Raw genomic sequence first — 16,795 nt, forward strand, 5'->3', positions numbered from 1 at the left:
CATGAACGAAACGACGTGCTCTGCCCAGCGGACGCCTTCGACCTCGGGGCTGGCCAAACCTTTCGCGGCCCGCAGCCTCCGAACTTGCCAAGAACTGCCAGGGCCTTACCTGCCAAGGCATTGCGGCGAGTTCGTTGCAGCGGCCTTCTGCCGTACGGGTAGATAGAGGCGGCCGCGGCGGCATTCAACTGCCGTCGCGGAGCGATCATTTCGGCTTGGCCGGACCAAGCGATAGTGGCGAGGCCGGACCGGACGAACCGCAGCCCTGCCCTGCCCCGCCGGTGCTTTGTGGAAGCAGCGCCTGCACCTTGCCGCTGTCGGATTCGACCCGGGAGACGCCGGTCGTCATGTCCACCATCAGCCGGTCGCCGCGCAGCACGTTCTTGCACTGGGTCAGCACCACCCCGCCCTGCATCGTGATCTGGTTGGTCTTGGTGTCGAAAATCGCGGTCTCGCCGGTTACGACCTGGTCCTTCTGGGTCACCGTGACGCCGCCGCGGGCTTCCAGCCGCTTGATCGCCGAGCTGCCGCCCGGCCCCGGGGTCGCCGACTGCATCGGGGCGCCCTTGGCAGGCTTGGCATTGGCCCCCGCGGCGCCAGAAGTACCGGAGCCGCCGGATTCGTAGAACACCACGAGCGACTTCGAGGTCATCGTGGTGTCACCCTGCACCACCTTCACATTGCCGGAGAAGGTCGCTTCCTTCTTCTTGTCGCGCATCTCCAGCGAAGCCGCCTCGATCTGGATCGGCTGGTCGCGGTTCTGCGAAAAGCCCTGCAGCGCGTTGGGCACGCCTGTCGTGGCGCTTTGCGCCGAGGCGCCGCCGGGCGCCGTCGCCAGCAGGAGGCCGACAAGGAAAAGTTGCGCAACGGCAGCGCCCGCGCGATCGGGCCTGATACGATCAATCATGAATTCACTTTGCGTTCGTTGACTTGATGGGCCGAGGCCGCTGCGTGGGCGCAGAATCGGACGCAGGTTCGGCGGCCTGCGCGCCTGAGCCGGGACCGCCGCCGTCCAGGTTTTCCAGATGCATGACGACATTGCCCTCGAACCGCACGACCTCACCATTGTCGGTGATTCGCAAGCGGTCCGCAGTCAGCGTGCCGTTGGTCAGTTTGACGTCGACCGGCTTGTCGGAGACCACGGTGCCCTTGCCCATGTCGGCATGGGCCTCGCTCAAATGCGCCTCGTAGCCGGTCGACGTCGTCAGGACGACATCCTTGTACAAATCCAGGAGCTGTTGCTTGGTGTCGAAATTGCCGGTGCGCGCCTTCAAGGTCACGGTCGACTGGTCTTCCATCAGCACCTTGGCGCGCAGGATGTTGAGCTGCACGTGGTCGGGATCCGTGAGGTCCTGGATGGCGCTGTGAGCGACCAGATCGTACGGCCGTTGGTCCGGCGTGAACCCGGTGAGGTGCGGCGTTTCCATGGTGACCTTGCTGCCGGAGACGACCAGGTTGCCGGTCAAGTTGTCGGTCTTGATCTCCATGTGGAACGGATTGAAGAGCGAGATGCCGATCACCACGGCCATCGCGAGCCCGACCGCCGCCGGAACCGCGATCCGCAGCACCCGGACCATGCGGCTGTGCCGCGCAGCGACAGCGAAGCGCGCCTCCAGGCCGGAAGAATCATAGGCAGGATTGCGGACCGAGTTCACCGTGGCTCCAGGCTGCTCCGAGGCGCGAGTTCCAAACCGCAGTGTACCACGGAGGTCGTCGCCATTGCAGCCGGAACCGACGGCCGATCTGTGACCCTCGTGCCCCCTTGCGGCGCCAAAATTGTTACAAGAATTTAAGATTCAGTGCTGCAGCTCGCAGCCCATCAAGAATGGGCAAAAATGTCCTCGGCTTCGAAGCCGCCGAGATCGAGCTTGGCCCGGGTCGGCAGAAATTCGAAGCAGGCCTGCGCGATGGCGCTGCGCCCTTCCCGCGCCAGCATCGCATCAAGCCGCTCGCGCAAACCATGCAGGTGCAGCACGTCGGCCGCGGCGTAAGCGAGCTGCGGTTCGCTCAACCCCTCCGCGCCCCAGTCGCTCGACTGCTGCTGTTTCGACAGATCGACGTTGAGCAGCTCGCGCACGAGATCCTTCAGCCCGTGACGGTCGGTATAAGTGCGCGCCAGCCGCGAGGCGATCTTGGTGCAATAGAGCGGCTGCGGCATCACACCGAAGGCGTGATAGAGCACGGCGATGTCGAAGCGCGCGAAGTGGAAGATCTTGGTGATCGCGGGATTGGCCAACAGCGCCTTCAGGTTCGGCGCATCGGTGTGCCCCTTCGGGATCTGCACCACGTCAGCCGAGCCGTCGCCCGGCGAGAGCTGCACCACGCACAGCCGGTCACGATGCGGATTGAGGCCCATGGTCTCGGTGTCGATGGCGACCGAGGTGGTGTAGCGGGACAGATCGGGCAGGTCGCCGCGGTGCAGGCGTACGGTCATGGTGCAAACATCCTGTCGAACGAGGTCCGACCTTCATTAGCGATCAACGCGGGTCGTGACGAGCGCGGCACTGCCTTGGAGCAGATTTGGGTAACTAACCGGCAAAGATCGTCGAGCCGAAACAGCTCAACCACGCGTCGCAGCTCCGATTACTGCGACGGAGGCGGGAACACAAGACTGAACTCGCCAGCGAGGCGGGCCATGCGTGTTGGCCAAACACCCGGCCTTCCCTGCGCCCTCGCTATCGAGGGCAACGAGATCAGCACAACTCGGGCGCGGATTCCGTCGCGAGAATGCGGAAGCTCGCGGGGCAACGTTCCGGTCGGCAAGGGTCAGTTTCGATCTTGGGACTTCAACTCGTCTGGATTGACCACCTCCACTGTGAGACCAGCCAACTCGAAAATGCGCTGCGCGTGGCGGTAGTGATCGAGCCACTTCTGGTCCCTGATGGTGTCCAGACCCGGACCAAGGACAACGAGGCGGGTTAGCCCCGAAGCTACGATAGCTCTCGCGCAGTCGGCACAAGGAAACAGTGTGCCGTACATCGTCGCACCGCTCAGCGCCCTTCCCCGATTGAGCGCCTCGAAGATCGCATTTCGCTCCGCATGTTCGAGGAGGAAATACTTCCAATTGGGATCCTGCCGGATGGCCGCGTGGCTCTGAGCTACCGTAAGACCGAGGGCGGCTGGCGGGGCATTAGTTCCGACGGCAAGGACTTCCCCAGCAGCGTTAGCAACGACCGCTCCCACCTTGCGGTCAGGATCATGGCTGCTTTGACGTACTTCATCGCATAGTTGCAGAAGACGAAGATCCCGCCTCGAGGTTGCCATTGCGATTTCCGTGCGTTACCTGTTTGCGCGACAACAAGTTGCCACAGGGGGAAGAAGATGACGCTTGTAGCGGGAAGCAGTTTGGACCCGAAGAGGTTTTTCAAAGGTGGGAATCCTCAAGCCCAAGGATCCAGCTTCGACCTAACAATTGGCTGCATCTTTGACGATCAAGGTAAGAGAGTGAATGGGCCATTTACGTTAGATCCGGGGCATATGGTTCAGGTGGTCTCTGCGGAGGAACTCCAGCTTTCAGACCAATTGACGGGGCATGTCACTTACAAGACAACGATGACGAGGCATGGCATCTGGGCACTTACGGTTGGCATCGTCGATCCAGGTTGGGAAGGTCCGATAGCGACAACCCTCCTCAATTTCAGCAAGATCCCCCAAGCCGTTGCCGAAGGCGATGCCTTCCTTCGCGTAAGTTTCTTTGAGCATGAGCCAGCCGCGAAGTTGCGAACGGCCCCTTCGCTTGAGAATTACATGAAGGAAATACAGAAGATTGCAGCTTCCAAGTTTCCGATCACTTTTCTGGACACCAATACTATAACCGAAGCCGCCGGTAAGAAGGTCCTTGATCGAATTCGCTCGGATGCGCTTGCGTGGGTTGTCGGAATAGCGTTGCTGCTCACTCTCGCCCAGATCGCCGTCCAGTGGGTCGCAACTTGGCTCCCAAGCGCCGCCGGAAGGCCAACAGCCTCCGAAGTGGAGTCGCTCAGAGATAAAGTGACGAGTTTGCAGGAGAAATTGCTCAAACTCGAAGCAGTAGCGCCTGCACCCACCGCACAAACAGTGGCAACGCCAGTACCGTCGCCCACCTCCTCGTCCGCAATGACAGCGGCGCCCGCACCTGCTTCCTCCCCCGCGGCAACACCGCTGCCCGCACCGGCTTCTCCACCCACAACCCCGCCGACCAATCACAACGGGCCGGACAAGGGTCCACCGACACACCAATGAAGGACGATCGCCCCCCCCGCATGGGATCACGTGAGCGCCATAGGCTCAGCATCTTCGTGCCGGCGAGCGAAAACGCTGCATTCTCAATGCATGGTGCCCGACCGGCACTGGTCGATTGCCCCTTTTATCTCGGTGAACAATCTCGTTTTTTGTTCTCGAGTTTCCTCCTACGTCGTGCTATTCAATGAGTCGGAACGCAAGGAGAACGGTGTGGCTCGCTCATTGAACGTCACGGCGCTGTTCGCCGGTATCGGTGGGCTGGAACTTGGACTGCACCGCGCCGGCCACCAGACCACATTATTCTGCGAGAGCGATACGGAGGCCGCCGCCGTACTCGCGGCGCGTTTCAAGCGCATCAAGATCATGCCCGATGTGCGAGACGTTCGCGGTCTGCTCAAAGCGATCTCACCGCGATCCAACCTGTTGACTGCTGGCTTCCCGTGCACGGATCTCAGTCAGGCGGGACGGACACAGGGGTTTGAGGGCGAGCAGTCAGTGCTCGTTCGCGAGACTCTGGAGCTTTTGAGACGACGCCCGTTCGATCATGTCCTGCTGGAGAACGTTCCTAACTGGCGCACTCTCCACAAGGGCCGTTACCTCGAAGAGGTCGTGAGCAAACTGGAGCAGCTCGGCTATTGCTGGGCGTTCAGAACTATCGACGCAAGAGCCTTTGGCATACCCCAGCGGCGGCGTCGCGTCTTCCTTTACGCCACTTTGGTTGGCGATCCGCGCGAAGTGCTGTTTCAAGGAAACGAGTCGGAACTTGAACATAAGCGGCCGATCACGGAAAGCGCTCACGGATTCTATTGGACTGAGGGCACCAGAGGGCTAGGGTGGGGCGAGGACTGCATCCCAACCTTCAAAGGTGGCTCCGCCGTTTCAATCCCATCTCCACCCGCAATTCTCTTGCCAGATGGCCGCATCGTTACACCCGACATACGCGACGCGGAGCGTTTTCAGGGCTTCGATCCGGGTTGGACTGACGTGACGGATCTTCGTGGTCAGCAGAATGTTCTGCCATTCCGGCATCGACGACGCTGGAGCCAAGTCGGCAACGCGGTCAACGTGGAGGTTTCGACGTGGATAGGCCAGCAGCTTAGGCGTCCACAGGCGGCAACCCCTGTTTCCGAGCGGATGCTAACGCCTGGAGAAGCTTGGCCTGAGGCAGCATGGGGTTTCGGAGGCCGGCGCTGGGCAGCAGATATCGGCGCCTGGCCTGTCGCCCGTCGCGCCGAACCGCTCGCCGACTTCCTCCAGTTCTCCTCTCCGCTGTTGTCAGAACGTGCTACTGCTGGCTTCCTGAAACGCATCACGGCATCGAGATTACGATTTGTGCCCGGCTTCAAAGAGGCCGTGGAGGCCCATCTGGATGTAGTTAGCGCGATTGGTAACAGCGGGCCACTCCCCGGACGGCGGTCAATCGCTGACATCCGACAGGTGGCGGTTGGAGCCGAGTGAAGCGCAGCCGCGCCGAACTCATCACGACACCCGCGATCTCCGCGAGGATGAAACGCGTTCGGCAACAAGGGACTGATCTCGAACTTCTGGTCCGGGCTTATCTGTGGAGGCGAGGGCTTCGCTTCACGGTGCACAATCGCGATCTGCCCGGCTCCCCCGACCTGGCTAACCGTCGCAGGCGATGGGCTGTGTTCGTGCATGGCTGTTTCTGGCATGGTCATCGTGGTTGCAAGTTGGCTCGCCTGCCCAAGAGCAACACGAAGTTCTGGTCAACCAAAGTCCGCGATAACAAGCGGCGGGACGCTACGAAAGCAGCACAGCTTCGCGCTCAAGGCTATCTTGTGGTTACGGTATGGGGTTGTGAAGCCAAGGCGCTAACGAGTTGTCCTCGCTTGCCCCGCCTAGATGCTCTCATTCATCAGTGTCGATCTCCACAGCCGGCGGCTCAGGCGTCTCCTCGACCTCGCCTTCGGCCCAATGGAAGGGCGGACTATTCCGCGCGTCGTAAGTCGAGACGATCTCCGCGACAAGCTCGGCGAAAGAAATAAGCGAGGCCGGACGCCCGCGCTTGGGAGGCGCGTTCATCACGTCAAAAAACCCGACGCGACCGTTGGTCGCCTCATCCGTATCGTACAGGCCTATGAACACCCGCTCGAAAAGCATCGAGTCGTCCTTCGGGTCTTCGCGACCGGCACGATAACGAAACACGCGAACGCAACTGCCGAAGCTGGATGGCCCATTAATGCCGTCGTTGCATGTGTCCAGCGGGATAAAGACGACCGCGATCATCACCGCATAAGGCTGGCGCTCGTGAAAGTCTGACGCCTCTGCTCGTAGCTCGCCATCCACGCGGGTGTAGTTCTTCGTGTAGCGGCTTGAGCCTTGGTCTGAGAAGTTGATCGTTTTCAGAGAAACGCCGAGGCCAAGACCAAGCTCGGCCGTTGAGTAGTTTACATCCAACTTCTTGACGCGCTTGGCCGTCCTGGCCGGCGACTCCTGCCCTCTCCCGTCCTGATCGGGCTTGATGCCCTTGAACCGACTCCGCAGCTCGTTCGCGAACCGCAGTGCCAAAGCATTCGAGAGGCGTTGTGCATACTTCTGCTTCTCCGTCCGATCGGTGCACAACGCTCGATCTCCGGCTTTCTCAAGCTCGGGAACGATCTGGCTCGATGACGGTAACTTGTCGAAAGAGAAGGGCATGGTAGGCTACCTGAGGTGCGCTCTGGAGATGGCCTGAGTCGTCAGAGGGAGTCCATCCCGGCCGATCGCAGATTTTCTCGCAAAAATCTGAGAAGCCGCGGCAGCACGCGGCTGAACAACTTCCCCCGTGCTCGGTTCATCAGTATACCGTCGTTCAAGCTAGGAGCGCCCTGCCTCGATAGCTGGGACAAGCATCTGCATCGTCTACCAACAAAATTTGCCCAGCACCAGGCGGGCGGCATTCAATGTAGCCCCAAGCTCCATCGTGGTCATTCGCCATCACAATCGAAGCCGCGTGGGCCGGCTTCGCGCCAGTAAGGTCCCGTCCATTCGAGCTGCCGACGAATGTATGCTCTGCCTGAACACTGCCAGCTTCTTGCAAGGCCGGGTTGACGCTCCGATAGACGCTTCGATCAGGCGAGATCCGCTCGTCCTGCATAGCCGCCATCCGCAAGCTGCCCGTCGTGCCACTCTGTCGCAGGGGGCGCGGCTTGTCGTGTCGGGCAAATCAGGACGATCTTCTCCGCGTCCTGCGTTCATGAGAGGGGCGCTTCGCGATCGTCACGAACGTTGAGCGCGGGATGCGGTGGACGCATCGGATTGCAGCGCGCATTTGCGAGCGGACGAACAATCCCGGTGCGGACGTGAAATCGTGTGGTCCTGGCCGCCCGGTGCTGTGGCCAAGCTTGCAATGCAATTCGACGAGCATTGCGAGCGACGGGGGCAAGAGAGCCGGTCCCCGGGGAGAGCGCGTATAAGCTTAAAACCATCGCGCAGGGAAGGCCGGTTGTTGCGGCCCACCTGTGGTGACTGCCGCCTGCTTTTTTGTTGCAGGCGGGCCATGGGTGTTGGCCAAACACCCGGCCTTCCCTGCGCCCTCGTTCTTTAAGAGGGCGATCTGAAGCAAAACTCGGACGCGACATGCGCCGCGAGATCGCGAACGTATGGTTTTCGATCGTCATGCCCCGCGCAGGCGGGTCATCCAGTATTCCAGAGCCGCCGGAGAACGATGGAGAGGCCGCGGCGTACTGGATCGCCCGCCTTCGCGGGCGATGACAGCGCAGAGAGGGGCGCGGGCTGTTTGACAATTGAAGCAGAAAATAAGGCGCCAGAAGGTGGGCAGGAGCCGTAAGCGGCGAGCCTCAGGCCTTTGCCGCGCAACGCGAAGCCCGGAAGGGGCGAAGCGGGGCTGTGCCATGCGTAGCTCGAAGAGCGAAGCGTGGTGCCCAGGAAAGGACTCGAACCTTCACGGCCGTTAAGCCACTGGCACCTGAAGCCAGCGCGTCTACCAATTCCGCCACCTGGGCATGGGGGCGCTTAGTACGGATCGACGACGCGCTTGTCAAACCGCGGATGCGACTTTTGTGACGATTTTTCCGCAAGTGGGCGAAACCAGTCTTCGCTTTTCCGCCTCCCGGACGATGCGCTATACAGCAGCGCATCGTCCGGACGACCGTCCGCAAAAAAGCGCGATCGACCCCGCGCGCGGGCCGGACGGCCCACTGAACGCTTGAGGATTGGCCATGGCATCGAATCTCGACACCCTCGTTACGGTTTTCGGCGGTTCGGGCTTCCTGGGCCGCCACGTGGTCCGGGCACTCGCCAAGCGGGATTACCGCATCCGGGTCGCGGTGCGCCGCCCGGAGCTGGCAGGCCACCTGCAGCCCTTGGGCCGGGTCGGGCAGATCCACGCGGTGCAGGCCAATCTCCGCTATCCGGCGTCGGTCGAGGCCGCGATGCGCGATTCTCACGCCATCATCAACCTGGTCGGCATCCTGACCGAGAGCGGCGCGCAGACCTTCAATGCCGTGCAGGGGGAGGGGGCTGCGACGGTCGCCAAGGCGGCAGCCGGAGCAGGGGCGCAGCTGGTGCATGTTTCCGCGATCGGCGCTGACGAGGAGTCCCCCTCCGCTTATGCGCGGGCCAAGGCGGCGGGCGAGAAGGCGGTGCTGACCGCGCTGCCCACCGCGACGATCATGCGGCCATCGGTGGTGTTCGGGCCCGAGGACGATTTCACCAACCGCTTCGCCGGCCTGGCGCGGATCTCGCCGTTCCTGCCGTTGATCGGCGGCGGCGCCACCAGGATGCAGCCGGTCTATGTCGGCGATGTCGCAACCGCGATCGCGGATGCCGTCGACGGCAAGGCGAGGGCAGGGGCCACCTACGAGCTGGGCGGCCCGGAGGTGTTGAGCTTCCGCGAGATCATCGAGATCATCCTCGACATCACCGACCGCAAGCGCATGCTGCTGTCGCTGCCGTTCGGGCTCGCCAAATTCCAGGCCGCGTTCCTGCAGTTCGCGCCGGGCCCGCTGAAGCTGACGGGCGACCAGGTCGAACTCCTGCGCCGCGACAACGTCGTCTCGGACGCTGCGCAGGCGGATGGCCGGACCTTGCAGGGCCTCGGCATCACGCCCGATTCGCTGGAGGCCGTCGGCCCGCAATATCTCTGGCGCTTCCGCCCGGCCGGCCAGTTCCAGCGCAAGAACGCCTGAGGCGACTCGAGCTGCGCTCGGCGGGTCTTACATGCCGAGCGCCAGCGCGATCAGGCCGAGCGTGCCGACGATCACGCGCCACCATGCGAACAGCACGAAGCCATGGCGGGTGACGTAACCGAGGAAGGCCTTCACCACGATCATCGCGGTGATGAACGACACCACGAAGCCGATGGCGACGATGCCGAGATGATCGGCCGTCATCTCGGCGCGGCTCTTGTAGAAGTCGTAGACGAAGGCGCCGATCATGGTCGGGATTGCCAGGAAGAACGAGAATTCGGCGGCCGAGCGCTTGTCGGCGCCGAGCAGCATCGCCGCCACGATGGTGGCGCCCGAGCGCGACACGCCGGGGATCATCGCCAGACACTGCGCCACGCCGATCCACAGATACATCATCAGCGGGTAGCGCGTGGCGTCATGCTCGCGCGGCTTGAGATCGATCTGATCGACCCAGAGCAGGATCGCACCGCCGACGATCAGCGAGAAGCAGACCACCCATGGATCGAACAAGAGCGCCTTGATGTATTTGCCGGCGATCAGGCCGATGATCACGGCCGGCAGGAACGCCACCAGCACACCGATGATGAAGCGGCGATCATCGGCATTCGACAGCGCGCCGATCGCCACGCGCGACAGCTTGAAGAAGTAGAGCGCGACGATCGCCAGGATGGCGCCGAGCTGGATCAGGATCGCAAAGCTCTTCCAGAAGCCGTCCTCGCCGAGCCCGAAAAACCGTTCGGCCAGCAGCAGATGGCCGGTCGACGAGACCGGGAGGAACTCGGTGACGCCCTCGACGATTCCGAGAATCACCGCCCGCAGCGTGTCTGACATCATGAATTTGATCCGTCATTGCCGGCTCGCGCCCACCGCCGACATGCGCCCGCGATGGGGCGAGATCCGCGAAAAGCGGCGTCCTTCTCGCTTATTCGGCCAGCGCCCGCAATCTCAAAAAGCCGCCAGCCGGGCACGAATCAGACACGCATGCACCGGGCGCAAACGGTACAGCTTGGCTTTGCCTGGGAACGCGCAGTTCTCTATGGTCGGCGGCTTGTCCCACCGCCCAATTGCTTACACTTTTGCCGACCATGCGCTAATGCTCCGATCCGGATCTGCAGGACACCGTTTCGAAGCTCAGACCTCTGGCGGACACGCAGCGACTGCGGCGCCGAATGGTTGAGGCTTCGTTAAGCGCGGCCATCTAGTCAAAGGCTCCATGTACACGCTGTTTCACCATCCCTTCTGCCCGCACTCGCGATTCGTCCGCCTCGTGCTCGGCGAATACGGGCTTGACCTGCAGCTGGTCGAGGAGCGCGCCTGGGAGCGGCGGGAAGGATTTTTGACGCTGAACCCGGCGGGGACGACGCCGGTCTTGTCGGTTGACGGCCTGCCACCCGTGCCCGGGGTCAACGTCATCGCGGAGTTCATCGATGAGGCCTGCGGGCCAGAGATGGGCGACCGCAGGCTGTTGCCGACCTCCACGGCCGAGCGCATCGAGGTGCGTCGGCTGATGAGCTGGTTCAACGAAAAATTCTTCGAGGAGGCGTCGAATCTGCTGGTCACCGAGCGCATCTACAAGCGCTTCATGAGCGAGGAGGACGGCGGCGGTCCGCCTTCGACCGACGTGATTCGCGCGGCCAAGACCAATGTGCGCTATCATCTGGCCTATATCGGCTGGCTGGCGCAGCGGCGCAATTTTCTCGCCGGGGACCGGCCGACTTATGCAGATCTTGCCGCCGCGGCGCATCTGTCGGCGATCGACTATCTGGGCGACGTGCCATGGATCGAGGACGACGCAGCAAAGGCGTGGTACGCGCGGGTGAAGTCCCGGCCGTCGTTCCGTCCGCTGCTCAGCGACTGGCTGGCGGGCGTGCCGGCGTCGCGGACCTATGTGGACCTCGACTTCTGAAGCCCGTGCCGGCCCGCATCCCGGCGGAGCTGAAGGCGGAACTTGCCGCTGAAGCGCGGAGCCTCGGCTTCGACTGCATCGGTATCGCGCGACCGGAGGTCACGCCGGAGCGAGCCCAGCGATTTCAAGACTTTCTCGCCGCAGGGGCCCATGGCGACATGGACTGGCTGGCGCGCGACCCGGAGCGGCGCACCGACCCGCAGACGCTCTGGCCCGAGGTCCGCTCGGTGATCATGCTCGGGGTCAATTACGGTCCCGACGAGGATCCGCTGGCGATCCTTGAGGCGCGGACCCGTGGCGCCATCTCGGTCTATGCCCGCGGCGATGACTATCACGACATCATCAAGAAGCGGCTCAAGATGCTGGCGCGCTGGCTGGTCGCTGCCGTGCCATGTGACGTAAAGGTGTTCGTCGACACCGCGGCCGTGATGGAGAAGCCGCTCGCACAGGCGGCGGGCCTCGGCTGGCAGGGCAAGCATACCAATCTGGTGTCACGCAGCTTCGGCTCCTGGCTGTTCCTCGGGGCCATCTACACCACTCTGGAGCTGCCCTATGATGCGGCCGAGTCCGACCATTGCGGCTCCTGCCGGGCCTGCCTCGACATCTGCCCGACGGCGGCGTTCCCCGCGCCATACCAGCTCGATGCGCGGCGCTGCATTTCGTATCTGACGATCGAGAACAAGGGCCCGATCCCGCGCGAATTCCGCAAGGCGATCGGAAACCGCATCTATGGCTGCGATGATTGTCTTGCCGCCTGCCCCTGGAACAAATTCGCGCTGGCAGGGCGTGAGACCAAGCTAGCAGCGCGTGACGCGCTCCGCGCGCCATCGCTGGCAGGATTGGCCACGCTCGATGACGCGTCATTCCGGGCGCTGTTCACAAAATCGCCGGTCAAGCGGATCGGCCGCGACCGGTTCATCCGCAATGTGCTGATCGCCATCGGCAATTCCGGCGACAGCGGACTTGCGGCGGCGGCCGAACGGCTGCTGGACGACGTCGGCCCGCTGATCAGAGGGGCTGCAGTGTGGGCGCTGGCGCAGCTGATCGACCGTGAGGCCTTCTCTCGGCTCGCGGCAAAGGCGCTCCCGGGCGAAACCGACGCTGGTGTGCGCGAGGAATGGGACCTGGGGGCGTGAGGGGCCCTCTTCAGCCCACCTCGGCGACGGCCGCCAAGATGCGCGCGATATCCTGGGGGCGCGAGAGCCGGTGGTCGCCGTCCTGAATCATGGTCAAGACGACGTCGTCGGCCGGCAGCCGGTGAGCCAGCGCAAAGGCGTGCCGCCATGGAACATCCGGATCCTGGGCGCCTTGCAGGATCCGCACCGGGCAGCCGACATTGATGGCGCTGCCGAGCAGGAGGTGGTTGCGGCCCTCCTCGATCAGCGTTTTCGTGATGGGGTAGGGGTCGCCATACTCGGACGGGCGCAGCCAGACGCCGGTGGTCTCGATCTCCTGCCGGACCGCAGGCGAAAAGCCCTTCCACATCAGTTCCTCGGTGAAATCGGGCGCCGGCGCGATCAAAACCAGCCCGGCCACCGTGGGACCTTGCGATTGCTTGGCAATTTCGCGCGCGAGCAGGAGCGCCAGCCAGCCACCCATGGACGAGCCGATCACAACCTGGGGACCCCTGCAGAAGCGGGTGAATACGGCGAGGCTTTCCTCGAGCCAGCGTCCGATCGTCCCGTCGACGAATTCGCCGCCGGATTCGCCGTGCCCCGAATAGTCGAAACGGACGCAGGCGCGGCCGTGTTCGGCTGCCCAGGCGTCGAGGGCCAGGGCCTTGGTCCCTTTCATGTCGGAATGGAAGCCGCCGAGCCAGACCAGCCCGGGACCATGACCCTCACGTGCACGGACCGCGATCCGCCGGGAGGATTCGCCCGTCCCGACCTCGATAAAGGCAGGCAATTCGTCGATATCAGCGGTCGTGGCCATGGATCGCACCTCGTTATCAGGCGTTTGTTTGGGCGAGCCCCGACCGTCCGTCAACGCGGCATCCGGCTTGCGCAACGCGACTTTGCACTCTATGTGGCCGGAGGAACCGTTGCCGCCCTGGATTCCGGGAATCTCGGGCGGCCGGGCCCTTGGGGGAGATATCCGGTCTCGCTGTCGCGCCTGCGCGGATCCTGAGATCAGTCCCGCTTGCCGGCAAAGCTGCACCGCCCGACGCGAAATTTCGCGCGTCAGGCGAGAGCTGTCTTGCTCGCTGCGGCATCTTCCTTCAAACTAGTGCCCCTCTTCCACAACTTTGGAGAACTACCCATTCGCCGTCCCAATAGAGCCCCGCCCGCTGCCACCAAAGACGGGCCGCGCACCAATGATGAGATTCGCAATGCGCAGATCCAGCTGATCGATCAGACCGGCCAGAACCACGGCACCGTGGAAACCATGGTTGCCATCAAGATGGCTGCCGAGGTCGGCATGGACCTGGTGGAAATTCAGCCGAACAGCAGCCCTCCCGTCTGCAAGATCATGGATTACGGGAAGTACAAATATTCGGCGCAGAAGAAAGCCGCGGAAGCCCGCAAGAAGCAGAAGGTCGTCGAGATCAAGGAGATCAAGCTCCGTCCGATGATCGACGATCATGACTACGACGTGAAGATGCGGGCCATGCAGCGCTTCTTCGAGGAAGGTGACAAGGTCAAGATCACGCTGCGCTATCGCGGCCGTGAAATGGCGCACCAGGAGATCGGCACCAAGCTTCTGGACAAGGTCAAGGCCGACGTTGCCGCCTTTGCCAAGGTCGAGCAGGACGCCAAGTTCGAAGGTCGCCAAGTCGTGATGGTGCTGGCGCCGCGCTAAGAGCCCAGTGCCGCACGATGACCTGCGATGGGAGCCCGCCAAGCCGTTTGGCGGGCTTTGTCGCGAATGGATCAGATCGTTAACGGACGGTTAAGACCGCGTCGCCTGCCAGCGGCCGCTGCAGACGCCGGATGATCCGCGCCCACGCCAGCGGCCTGCACCCATTGTCGCGCCAAGCCGGCCCGAGCCGATCGCATAGGAGCCGCCTTGGGCGACCCGTACCGTGACAGTGCCGCCGCGACCAACGGCGCCGGTGATATGGGCCGCGCTGCTCGAGGTAACCCGACCGCCTGCGATGAAGACCGAGAAACTGTAGCCCTGATCGCAATTGCCGGCCTGGGTGATGATCAGAACGGTCCAGGCGCCGTCATAGCCGGTGGCGCGGGCCTGAGTGGCCGCAGGGAATGCCGCGGCCATTCCGGCCACGAGCCCCCAGCACAGCGCGCGGGGTGCATGTGAACGGAATGTTGGGAGTCGGGGCGACATCATCATGGCCCTCCTGCCCGATTAAGAAGCTGATGGCCCGGCAATCCTAGCCGATTCTGCGCTTCCAGCGTTGCCAATTGGCGCTGTCTCTGCCATAAGCGCAGCCTTCATCGCCCGGCTGATCAAGGGCTGCCGTGGCGGTGCCTTTGTGCGGGTATTTCGGCTTTTTCCGAAAACCTGAGCACAGTCAACGCTCTAACGAGCATTTTCGCCTGATAGCGCCGCTTTTGCGGGCGGCTTGCTGTTGGCATCTAAGGAGAGCCAAATGCCCAAGTTGAAGACCAAATCCGGCGCCAAAAAGCGCTTCAAGGTGACGGCCACCGGCAAAGTGATGCACGCCCAGCGCGGGAAGCGCCACGGCATGATCAAGCGGACCAAGAAGCAGATCCGGCAGCTGCGCGGCACCCGCGTGCTGTTCAAGACCGACGGCGACAACGTCAAGAAGTACTTCTTGCCGAACGCCTGACGGCTGACTGCTTCCGATCCACTGACCGCGCGCCGCGCGGCCCATCATCACCATTGATCAAGGATTTCCGTCATGTCTCGCGTCAAACGCGGTGTGACCGCCCACGCCAAGCACAAGAAGGTCTTCAAGGCCGCCAAAGGCTATTACGGCCGCCGCAAGAACACGATCCGCGTCGCCAAGCAGGCCGTCGAAAAGGCCGGCCAGTACGCATTCCGCGACCGCAAGCGCAAGAAGCGCACCTTCCGCGCGCTCTGGATCCAGCGGCTGAACGCGGCCGTGCGTCCGTTCGAGCTGACCTACAGCCGATTTATCGACGGCCTGTCCAAGTCCGGCATCACCGTCGACCGCAAGGTGCTCTCGGATCTCGCGATCAACGAGCCCGCCGCGTTCCAGGCGATCGTTGAGAAGGCCAAGGCAGCGCTCGCCGCCTAACCGCCTCTCCATCGCGAGGATTGCTGAAGCGGCCGATCACCTCGGCCGCTTTTTGCTATCCGGCTTTGGCCTTGACCCTCGCCCGGCGTGCAGCCACAACCAGCCGCCTTTTCGCGGAGATTGACCGTGTCCGACCTATTGAGCCTCGAAGCCTCGATCCTCGACCAGATTGCCGCCGCCGGCGACGAAGCCGCGCTCGAAGCCGTGCGCGTGGCGGCGCTCGGCAAGAAGGGCTCGATCTCCGCGTTGCTGTCGACGCTCGGCAAGATGTCGCCGGACGAGCGCAAGACGCAAGGCGCGGCGATCAACCTCGCCAAGGACAAGGTGAGCGAGGCGCTTGCAGCTCGGCGTGAGGTGCTGAAAGCGGCCGCGCTCGACGCACGGCTGGCCGCAGAGACCATCGACGTGACGCTGCCGCTGCAGGACACTCCGGCGGAGGCGGGCAGGGTGCATCCGCTGAGCCAGGTGATGGACGAGCTCACCACGATCTTCGCCGATATGGGCTTTGCGATTGCCGAAGGTCCTGACATCGAGACCGACGATTACAACTTCACCAAGCTGAACTTCCCGGAAGGCCATCCGGCGCGCGAGATGCACGACACCTTCTTCTTCAATCCGAAGGAGGACGGGTCGCGCATGCTCCTGCGCACGCACACCTCGCCGGTGCAGGTGCGCACGATGCTCACCCAGAAGCCGCCGATCCGCGTGATCTGCCCGGGCCGCACCTACCGCATCGATTCCGATGCGACGCATACGCCGCAATTCCACCAGGTCGAAGGGCTCGTCATCGACAAGGGTTCGCATCTCGGTCACCTCAAATGGATCCTGCACGAGTTCTGCAAGGCCTTCTTCGAGGTCGACCACATCAACATGCGGTTCCGGCCGTCGTTCTTTCCGTTCACCGAGCCGTCGCTCGAGGTCGACATCCAGTGCCGCCGCGACAAGGGCGAGATCCGCTTCGGCGAGGGCGAGGACTGGCTGGAGATTCTCGGCTGCGGCATGGTGCATCCGAACGTGCTGCGCGCTTGCGGGCTCGATCCCGACGAGTATCAGGGTTTTGCCTGGGGCATGGGCATCGACCGCATCGCAATGCTCAAATACGGCATGAGCGATCTGCGCCAGCTGTTCGACGGCGACGTCCGCTGGCTGTCGCATTACGGCTTCAAGCCGCTCGAGGTGCCGACGCTCGCGGGAGGACTGAGTTCGTGACCGTTGGCGGCCTCGATCTCTCTCAGCAAAGTCTGAGGCTCCCTCTCCCGCTTGCGGGGGAGGGCCGGGGTGGGGGTGTCACGGCCAATTGTCTCCAGCACAATGCTCTCTCCGTTCCCTCCCCCC

At 63.1% G+C, this 16,795-nt stretch carries 17 protein-coding genes, 1 tRNA gene and 1 pseudogene; 10 read left to right on the forward strand and 9 right to left on the reverse strand.

What is annotated here, in order from left to right; genetic code table 11:
• Positions 1-205: 205 nt before the first annotated feature.
• The 4 genes from ACQR1W_RS10265 to ACQR1W_RS10280 all read right to left on the reverse strand — a co-directional run bounded on the left by ACQR1W_RS10265 (position 206) and on the right by ACQR1W_RS10280 (position 3,264).
• Positions 206-907, reverse strand: coding sequence for an LptA/OstA family protein (locus ACQR1W_RS10265; RefSeq protein WP_434850673.1), 702 nt, complete (start codon positions 905-907; stop codon positions 206-208).
• A 4-nt stretch (positions 908-911) separates the two neighbouring features.
• Positions 912-1,655, reverse strand: a complete 744-nt coding sequence (gene lptC / locus ACQR1W_RS10270) for an LPS export ABC transporter periplasmic protein LptC (protein WP_434850674.1) — start codon at positions 1,653-1,655, stop codon at positions 912-914.
• A gap of 164 nt (positions 1,656-1,819) precedes the next feature.
• Positions 1,820-2,434, reverse strand: a complete 615-nt coding sequence (locus ACQR1W_RS10275; protein ID WP_434850675.1) for a ribonuclease D — start codon at positions 2,432-2,434, stop codon at positions 1,820-1,822.
• A 332-nt stretch (positions 2,435-2,766) separates the two neighbouring features.
• Entirely contained in the window at positions 2,767-3,264 is a 498-nt protein-coding gene (locus tag ACQR1W_RS10280) for a deoxycytidylate deaminase (RefSeq protein ID WP_434850676.1), read from the reverse strand.
• A 57-nt stretch (positions 3,265-3,321) separates the two neighbouring features.
• Here ACQR1W_RS10280 and ACQR1W_RS10285 point away from each other — a divergent pair, with 57 nt between their 5' ends.
• The 3 genes and pseudogenes from ACQR1W_RS10285 to ACQR1W_RS10295 all read left to right on the forward strand — a co-directional run.
• The gene (locus ACQR1W_RS10285; RefSeq protein ID WP_434850677.1) at positions 3,322-4,221 is read left to right on the forward strand and encodes a dCTP deaminase domain-containing protein; all 900 of its coding nucleotides are present in this window, start codon (positions 3,322-3,324) and stop codon (positions 4,219-4,221) included.
• A gap of 90 nt (positions 4,222-4,311) precedes the next feature.
• Positions 4,312-5,679 (forward strand): DNA cytosine methyltransferase, encoded by a 1,368-nt coding sequence (locus ACQR1W_RS10290; RefSeq protein ID WP_434850678.1) that lies wholly within the window; start codon positions 4,312-4,314, stop codon positions 5,677-5,679.
• Positions 5,680-5,726: 47 nt separating this feature from the next.
• Positions 5,727-6,032, forward strand: a pseudogene (locus tag ACQR1W_RS10295) (very short patch repair endonuclease); the annotation flags it as partial.
• Between the two features lie 58 nt (positions 6,033-6,090).
• Here the strand turns inward: ACQR1W_RS10295 and ACQR1W_RS10300 are convergent.
• Positions 6,091-6,879 carry a hypothetical protein gene (locus ACQR1W_RS10300; protein ID WP_434850679.1) on the reverse strand — a complete coding sequence of 263 codons (789 nt, stop codon included), beginning with the start codon at positions 6,877-6,879 and terminating at the stop codon, positions 6,091-6,093.
• Between the two features lie 1,220 nt (positions 6,880-8,099).
• Positions 8,100-8,186, reverse strand: a tRNA-Leu gene (locus tag ACQR1W_RS10305).
• 216 nt (positions 8,187-8,402) lie between these two features.
• On the opposite strand from ACQR1W_RS10305, the gene ACQR1W_RS10310 reads away from it, so the two are divergent.
• Complete coding sequence (locus ACQR1W_RS10310) at positions 8,403-9,371, forward strand: complex I NDUFA9 subunit family protein (protein ID WP_434850680.1); 969 nt, start codon at positions 8,403-8,405, stop codon at positions 9,369-9,371.
• 27 nt (positions 9,372-9,398) lie between these two features.
• Here the strand turns inward: ACQR1W_RS10310 and ACQR1W_RS10315 are convergent, their stop codons facing one another.
• Positions 9,399-10,205, reverse strand: a complete 807-nt coding sequence (locus tag ACQR1W_RS10315) for an undecaprenyl-diphosphate phosphatase (protein ID WP_008972706.1) — start codon at positions 10,203-10,205, stop codon at positions 9,399-9,401.
• A gap of 379 nt (positions 10,206-10,584) precedes the next feature.
• On the opposite strand from ACQR1W_RS10315, the gene ACQR1W_RS10320 reads away from it, so the two are divergent.
• Together ACQR1W_RS10320 and queG are read left to right on the forward strand one after the other, a co-directional pair.
• A complete protein-coding gene (locus tag ACQR1W_RS10320) occupies positions 10,585-11,277 on the forward strand; it encodes a glutathione S-transferase family protein (RefSeq protein WP_008972705.1) in 693 nt (230 codons plus the stop codon).
• On the forward strand, positions 11,226-12,413 hold the full coding sequence (queG, locus tag ACQR1W_RS10325; RefSeq protein ID WP_434851135.1) for a tRNA epoxyqueuosine(34) reductase QueG: 1,188 nt from the start codon (positions 11,226-11,228) through the stop codon (positions 12,411-12,413). Before ACQR1W_RS10320 ends, queG begins: the two co-directional genes overlap by 52 nt.
• A 10-nt stretch (positions 12,414-12,423) precedes the next feature.
• Here queG and ACQR1W_RS10330 read toward each other — a convergent pair whose 3' ends face one another.
• Entirely contained in the window at positions 12,424-13,209 is a 786-nt protein-coding gene (locus ACQR1W_RS10330; RefSeq protein WP_434850681.1) for an alpha/beta hydrolase, read from the reverse strand.
• A 327-nt stretch (positions 13,210-13,536) separates the two neighbouring features.
• On the opposite strand from ACQR1W_RS10330, the gene infC reads away from it, so the two are divergent.
• Entirely contained in the window at positions 13,537-14,076 is a 540-nt protein-coding gene (infC, locus tag ACQR1W_RS10335) for a translation initiation factor IF-3 (RefSeq protein WP_434851136.1), read from the forward strand.
• Positions 14,077-14,166: 90 nt separating this feature from the next.
• On the opposite strand, the gene ACQR1W_RS10340 is transcribed toward infC, so the two are convergent.
• Positions 14,167-14,493 carry a hypothetical protein gene (locus ACQR1W_RS10340; RefSeq protein ID WP_434850682.1) on the reverse strand — a complete coding sequence of 109 codons (327 nt, stop codon included), beginning with the start codon at positions 14,491-14,493 and terminating at the stop codon, positions 14,167-14,169.
• Positions 14,494-14,827: 334 nt separating this feature from the next.
• On the opposite strand from ACQR1W_RS10340, the gene rpmI reads away from it, so the two are divergent.
• The 3 genes from rpmI to pheS all read left to right on the forward strand — a co-directional run bounded on the left by rpmI (position 14,828) and on the right by pheS (position 16,669).
• Positions 14,828-15,028 carry a 50S ribosomal protein L35 gene (gene rpmI / locus ACQR1W_RS10345; RefSeq protein ID WP_008539890.1) on the forward strand — a complete coding sequence of 67 codons (201 nt, stop codon included), beginning with the start codon at positions 14,828-14,830 and terminating at the stop codon, positions 15,026-15,028.
• A gap of 72 nt (positions 15,029-15,100) precedes the next feature.
• Positions 15,101-15,460 (forward strand): 50S ribosomal protein L20, encoded by a 360-nt coding sequence (gene rplT / locus ACQR1W_RS10350; RefSeq protein WP_008972700.1) that lies wholly within the window; start codon positions 15,101-15,103, stop codon positions 15,458-15,460.
• A 126-nt stretch (positions 15,461-15,586) separates the two neighbouring features.
• Positions 15,587-16,669: a phenylalanine--tRNA ligase subunit alpha gene (gene pheS / locus ACQR1W_RS10355; RefSeq protein WP_434850683.1), complete on the forward strand. Its 1,083-nt coding sequence runs from the start codon at positions 15,587-15,589 to the stop codon at positions 16,667-16,669.
• Positions 16,670-16,795: the final 126 nt, after the last annotated feature.

The organism is Bradyrhizobium sp. HKCCYLS1011, assembly GCF_051167795.1.
Taxonomy (GTDB): domain Bacteria; phylum Pseudomonadota; class Alphaproteobacteria; order Rhizobiales; family Xanthobacteraceae; genus Bradyrhizobium.

Coding starts and splice junctions, on each gene's coding strand:
- ACQR1W_RS10340 (WP_434850682.1), bottom strand. CDS start 14,493: ATGGCCGCGGCATTCCCTGCGGCCACTCAGGCCCGCGCCACCGGCTAT.
- ACQR1W_RS10280 (WP_434850676.1), bottom strand. CDS start 3,264: ATGGCAACCTCGAGGCGGGATCTTCGTCTTCTGCAACTATGCGATGAA.
- rplT (WP_008972700.1), top strand. CDS start 15,101: ATGTCTCGCGTCAAACGCGGTGTGACCGCCCACGCCAAGCACAAGAAG.
- rpmI (WP_008539890.1), top strand. CDS start 14,828: ATGCCCAAGTTGAAGACCAAATCCGGCGCCAAAAAGCGCTTCAAGGTG.
- ACQR1W_RS10285 (WP_434850677.1), top strand. CDS start 3,322: ATGACGCTTGTAGCGGGAAGCAGTTTGGACCCGAAGAGGTTTTTCAAA.
- ACQR1W_RS10320 (WP_008972705.1), top strand. CDS start 10,585: ATGTACACGCTGTTTCACCATCCCTTCTGCCCGCACTCGCGATTCGTC.
- ACQR1W_RS10330 (WP_434850681.1), bottom strand. CDS start 13,209: ATGGCCACGACCGCTGATATCGACGAATTGCCTGCCTTTATCGAGGTC.
- ACQR1W_RS10265 (WP_434850673.1), bottom strand. CDS start 907: ATGATTGATCGTATCAGGCCCGATCGCGCGGGCGCTGCCGTTGCGCAA.
- ACQR1W_RS10310 (WP_434850680.1), top strand. CDS start 8,403: ATGGCATCGAATCTCGACACCCTCGTTACGGTTTTCGGCGGTTCGGGC.
- ACQR1W_RS10275 (WP_434850675.1), bottom strand. CDS start 2,434: ATGACCGTACGCCTGCACCGCGGCGACCTGCCCGATCTGTCCCGCTAC.
- ACQR1W_RS10290 (WP_434850678.1), top strand. CDS start 4,312: ATGGTGCCCGACCGGCACTGGTCGATTGCCCCTTTTATCTCGGTGAAC.
- ACQR1W_RS10300 (WP_434850679.1), bottom strand. CDS start 6,879: ATGCCCTTCTCTTTCGACAAGTTACCGTCATCGAGCCAGATCGTTCCC.
- ACQR1W_RS10315 (WP_008972706.1), bottom strand. CDS start 10,205: ATGATGTCAGACACGCTGCGGGCGGTGATTCTCGGAATCGTCGAGGGC.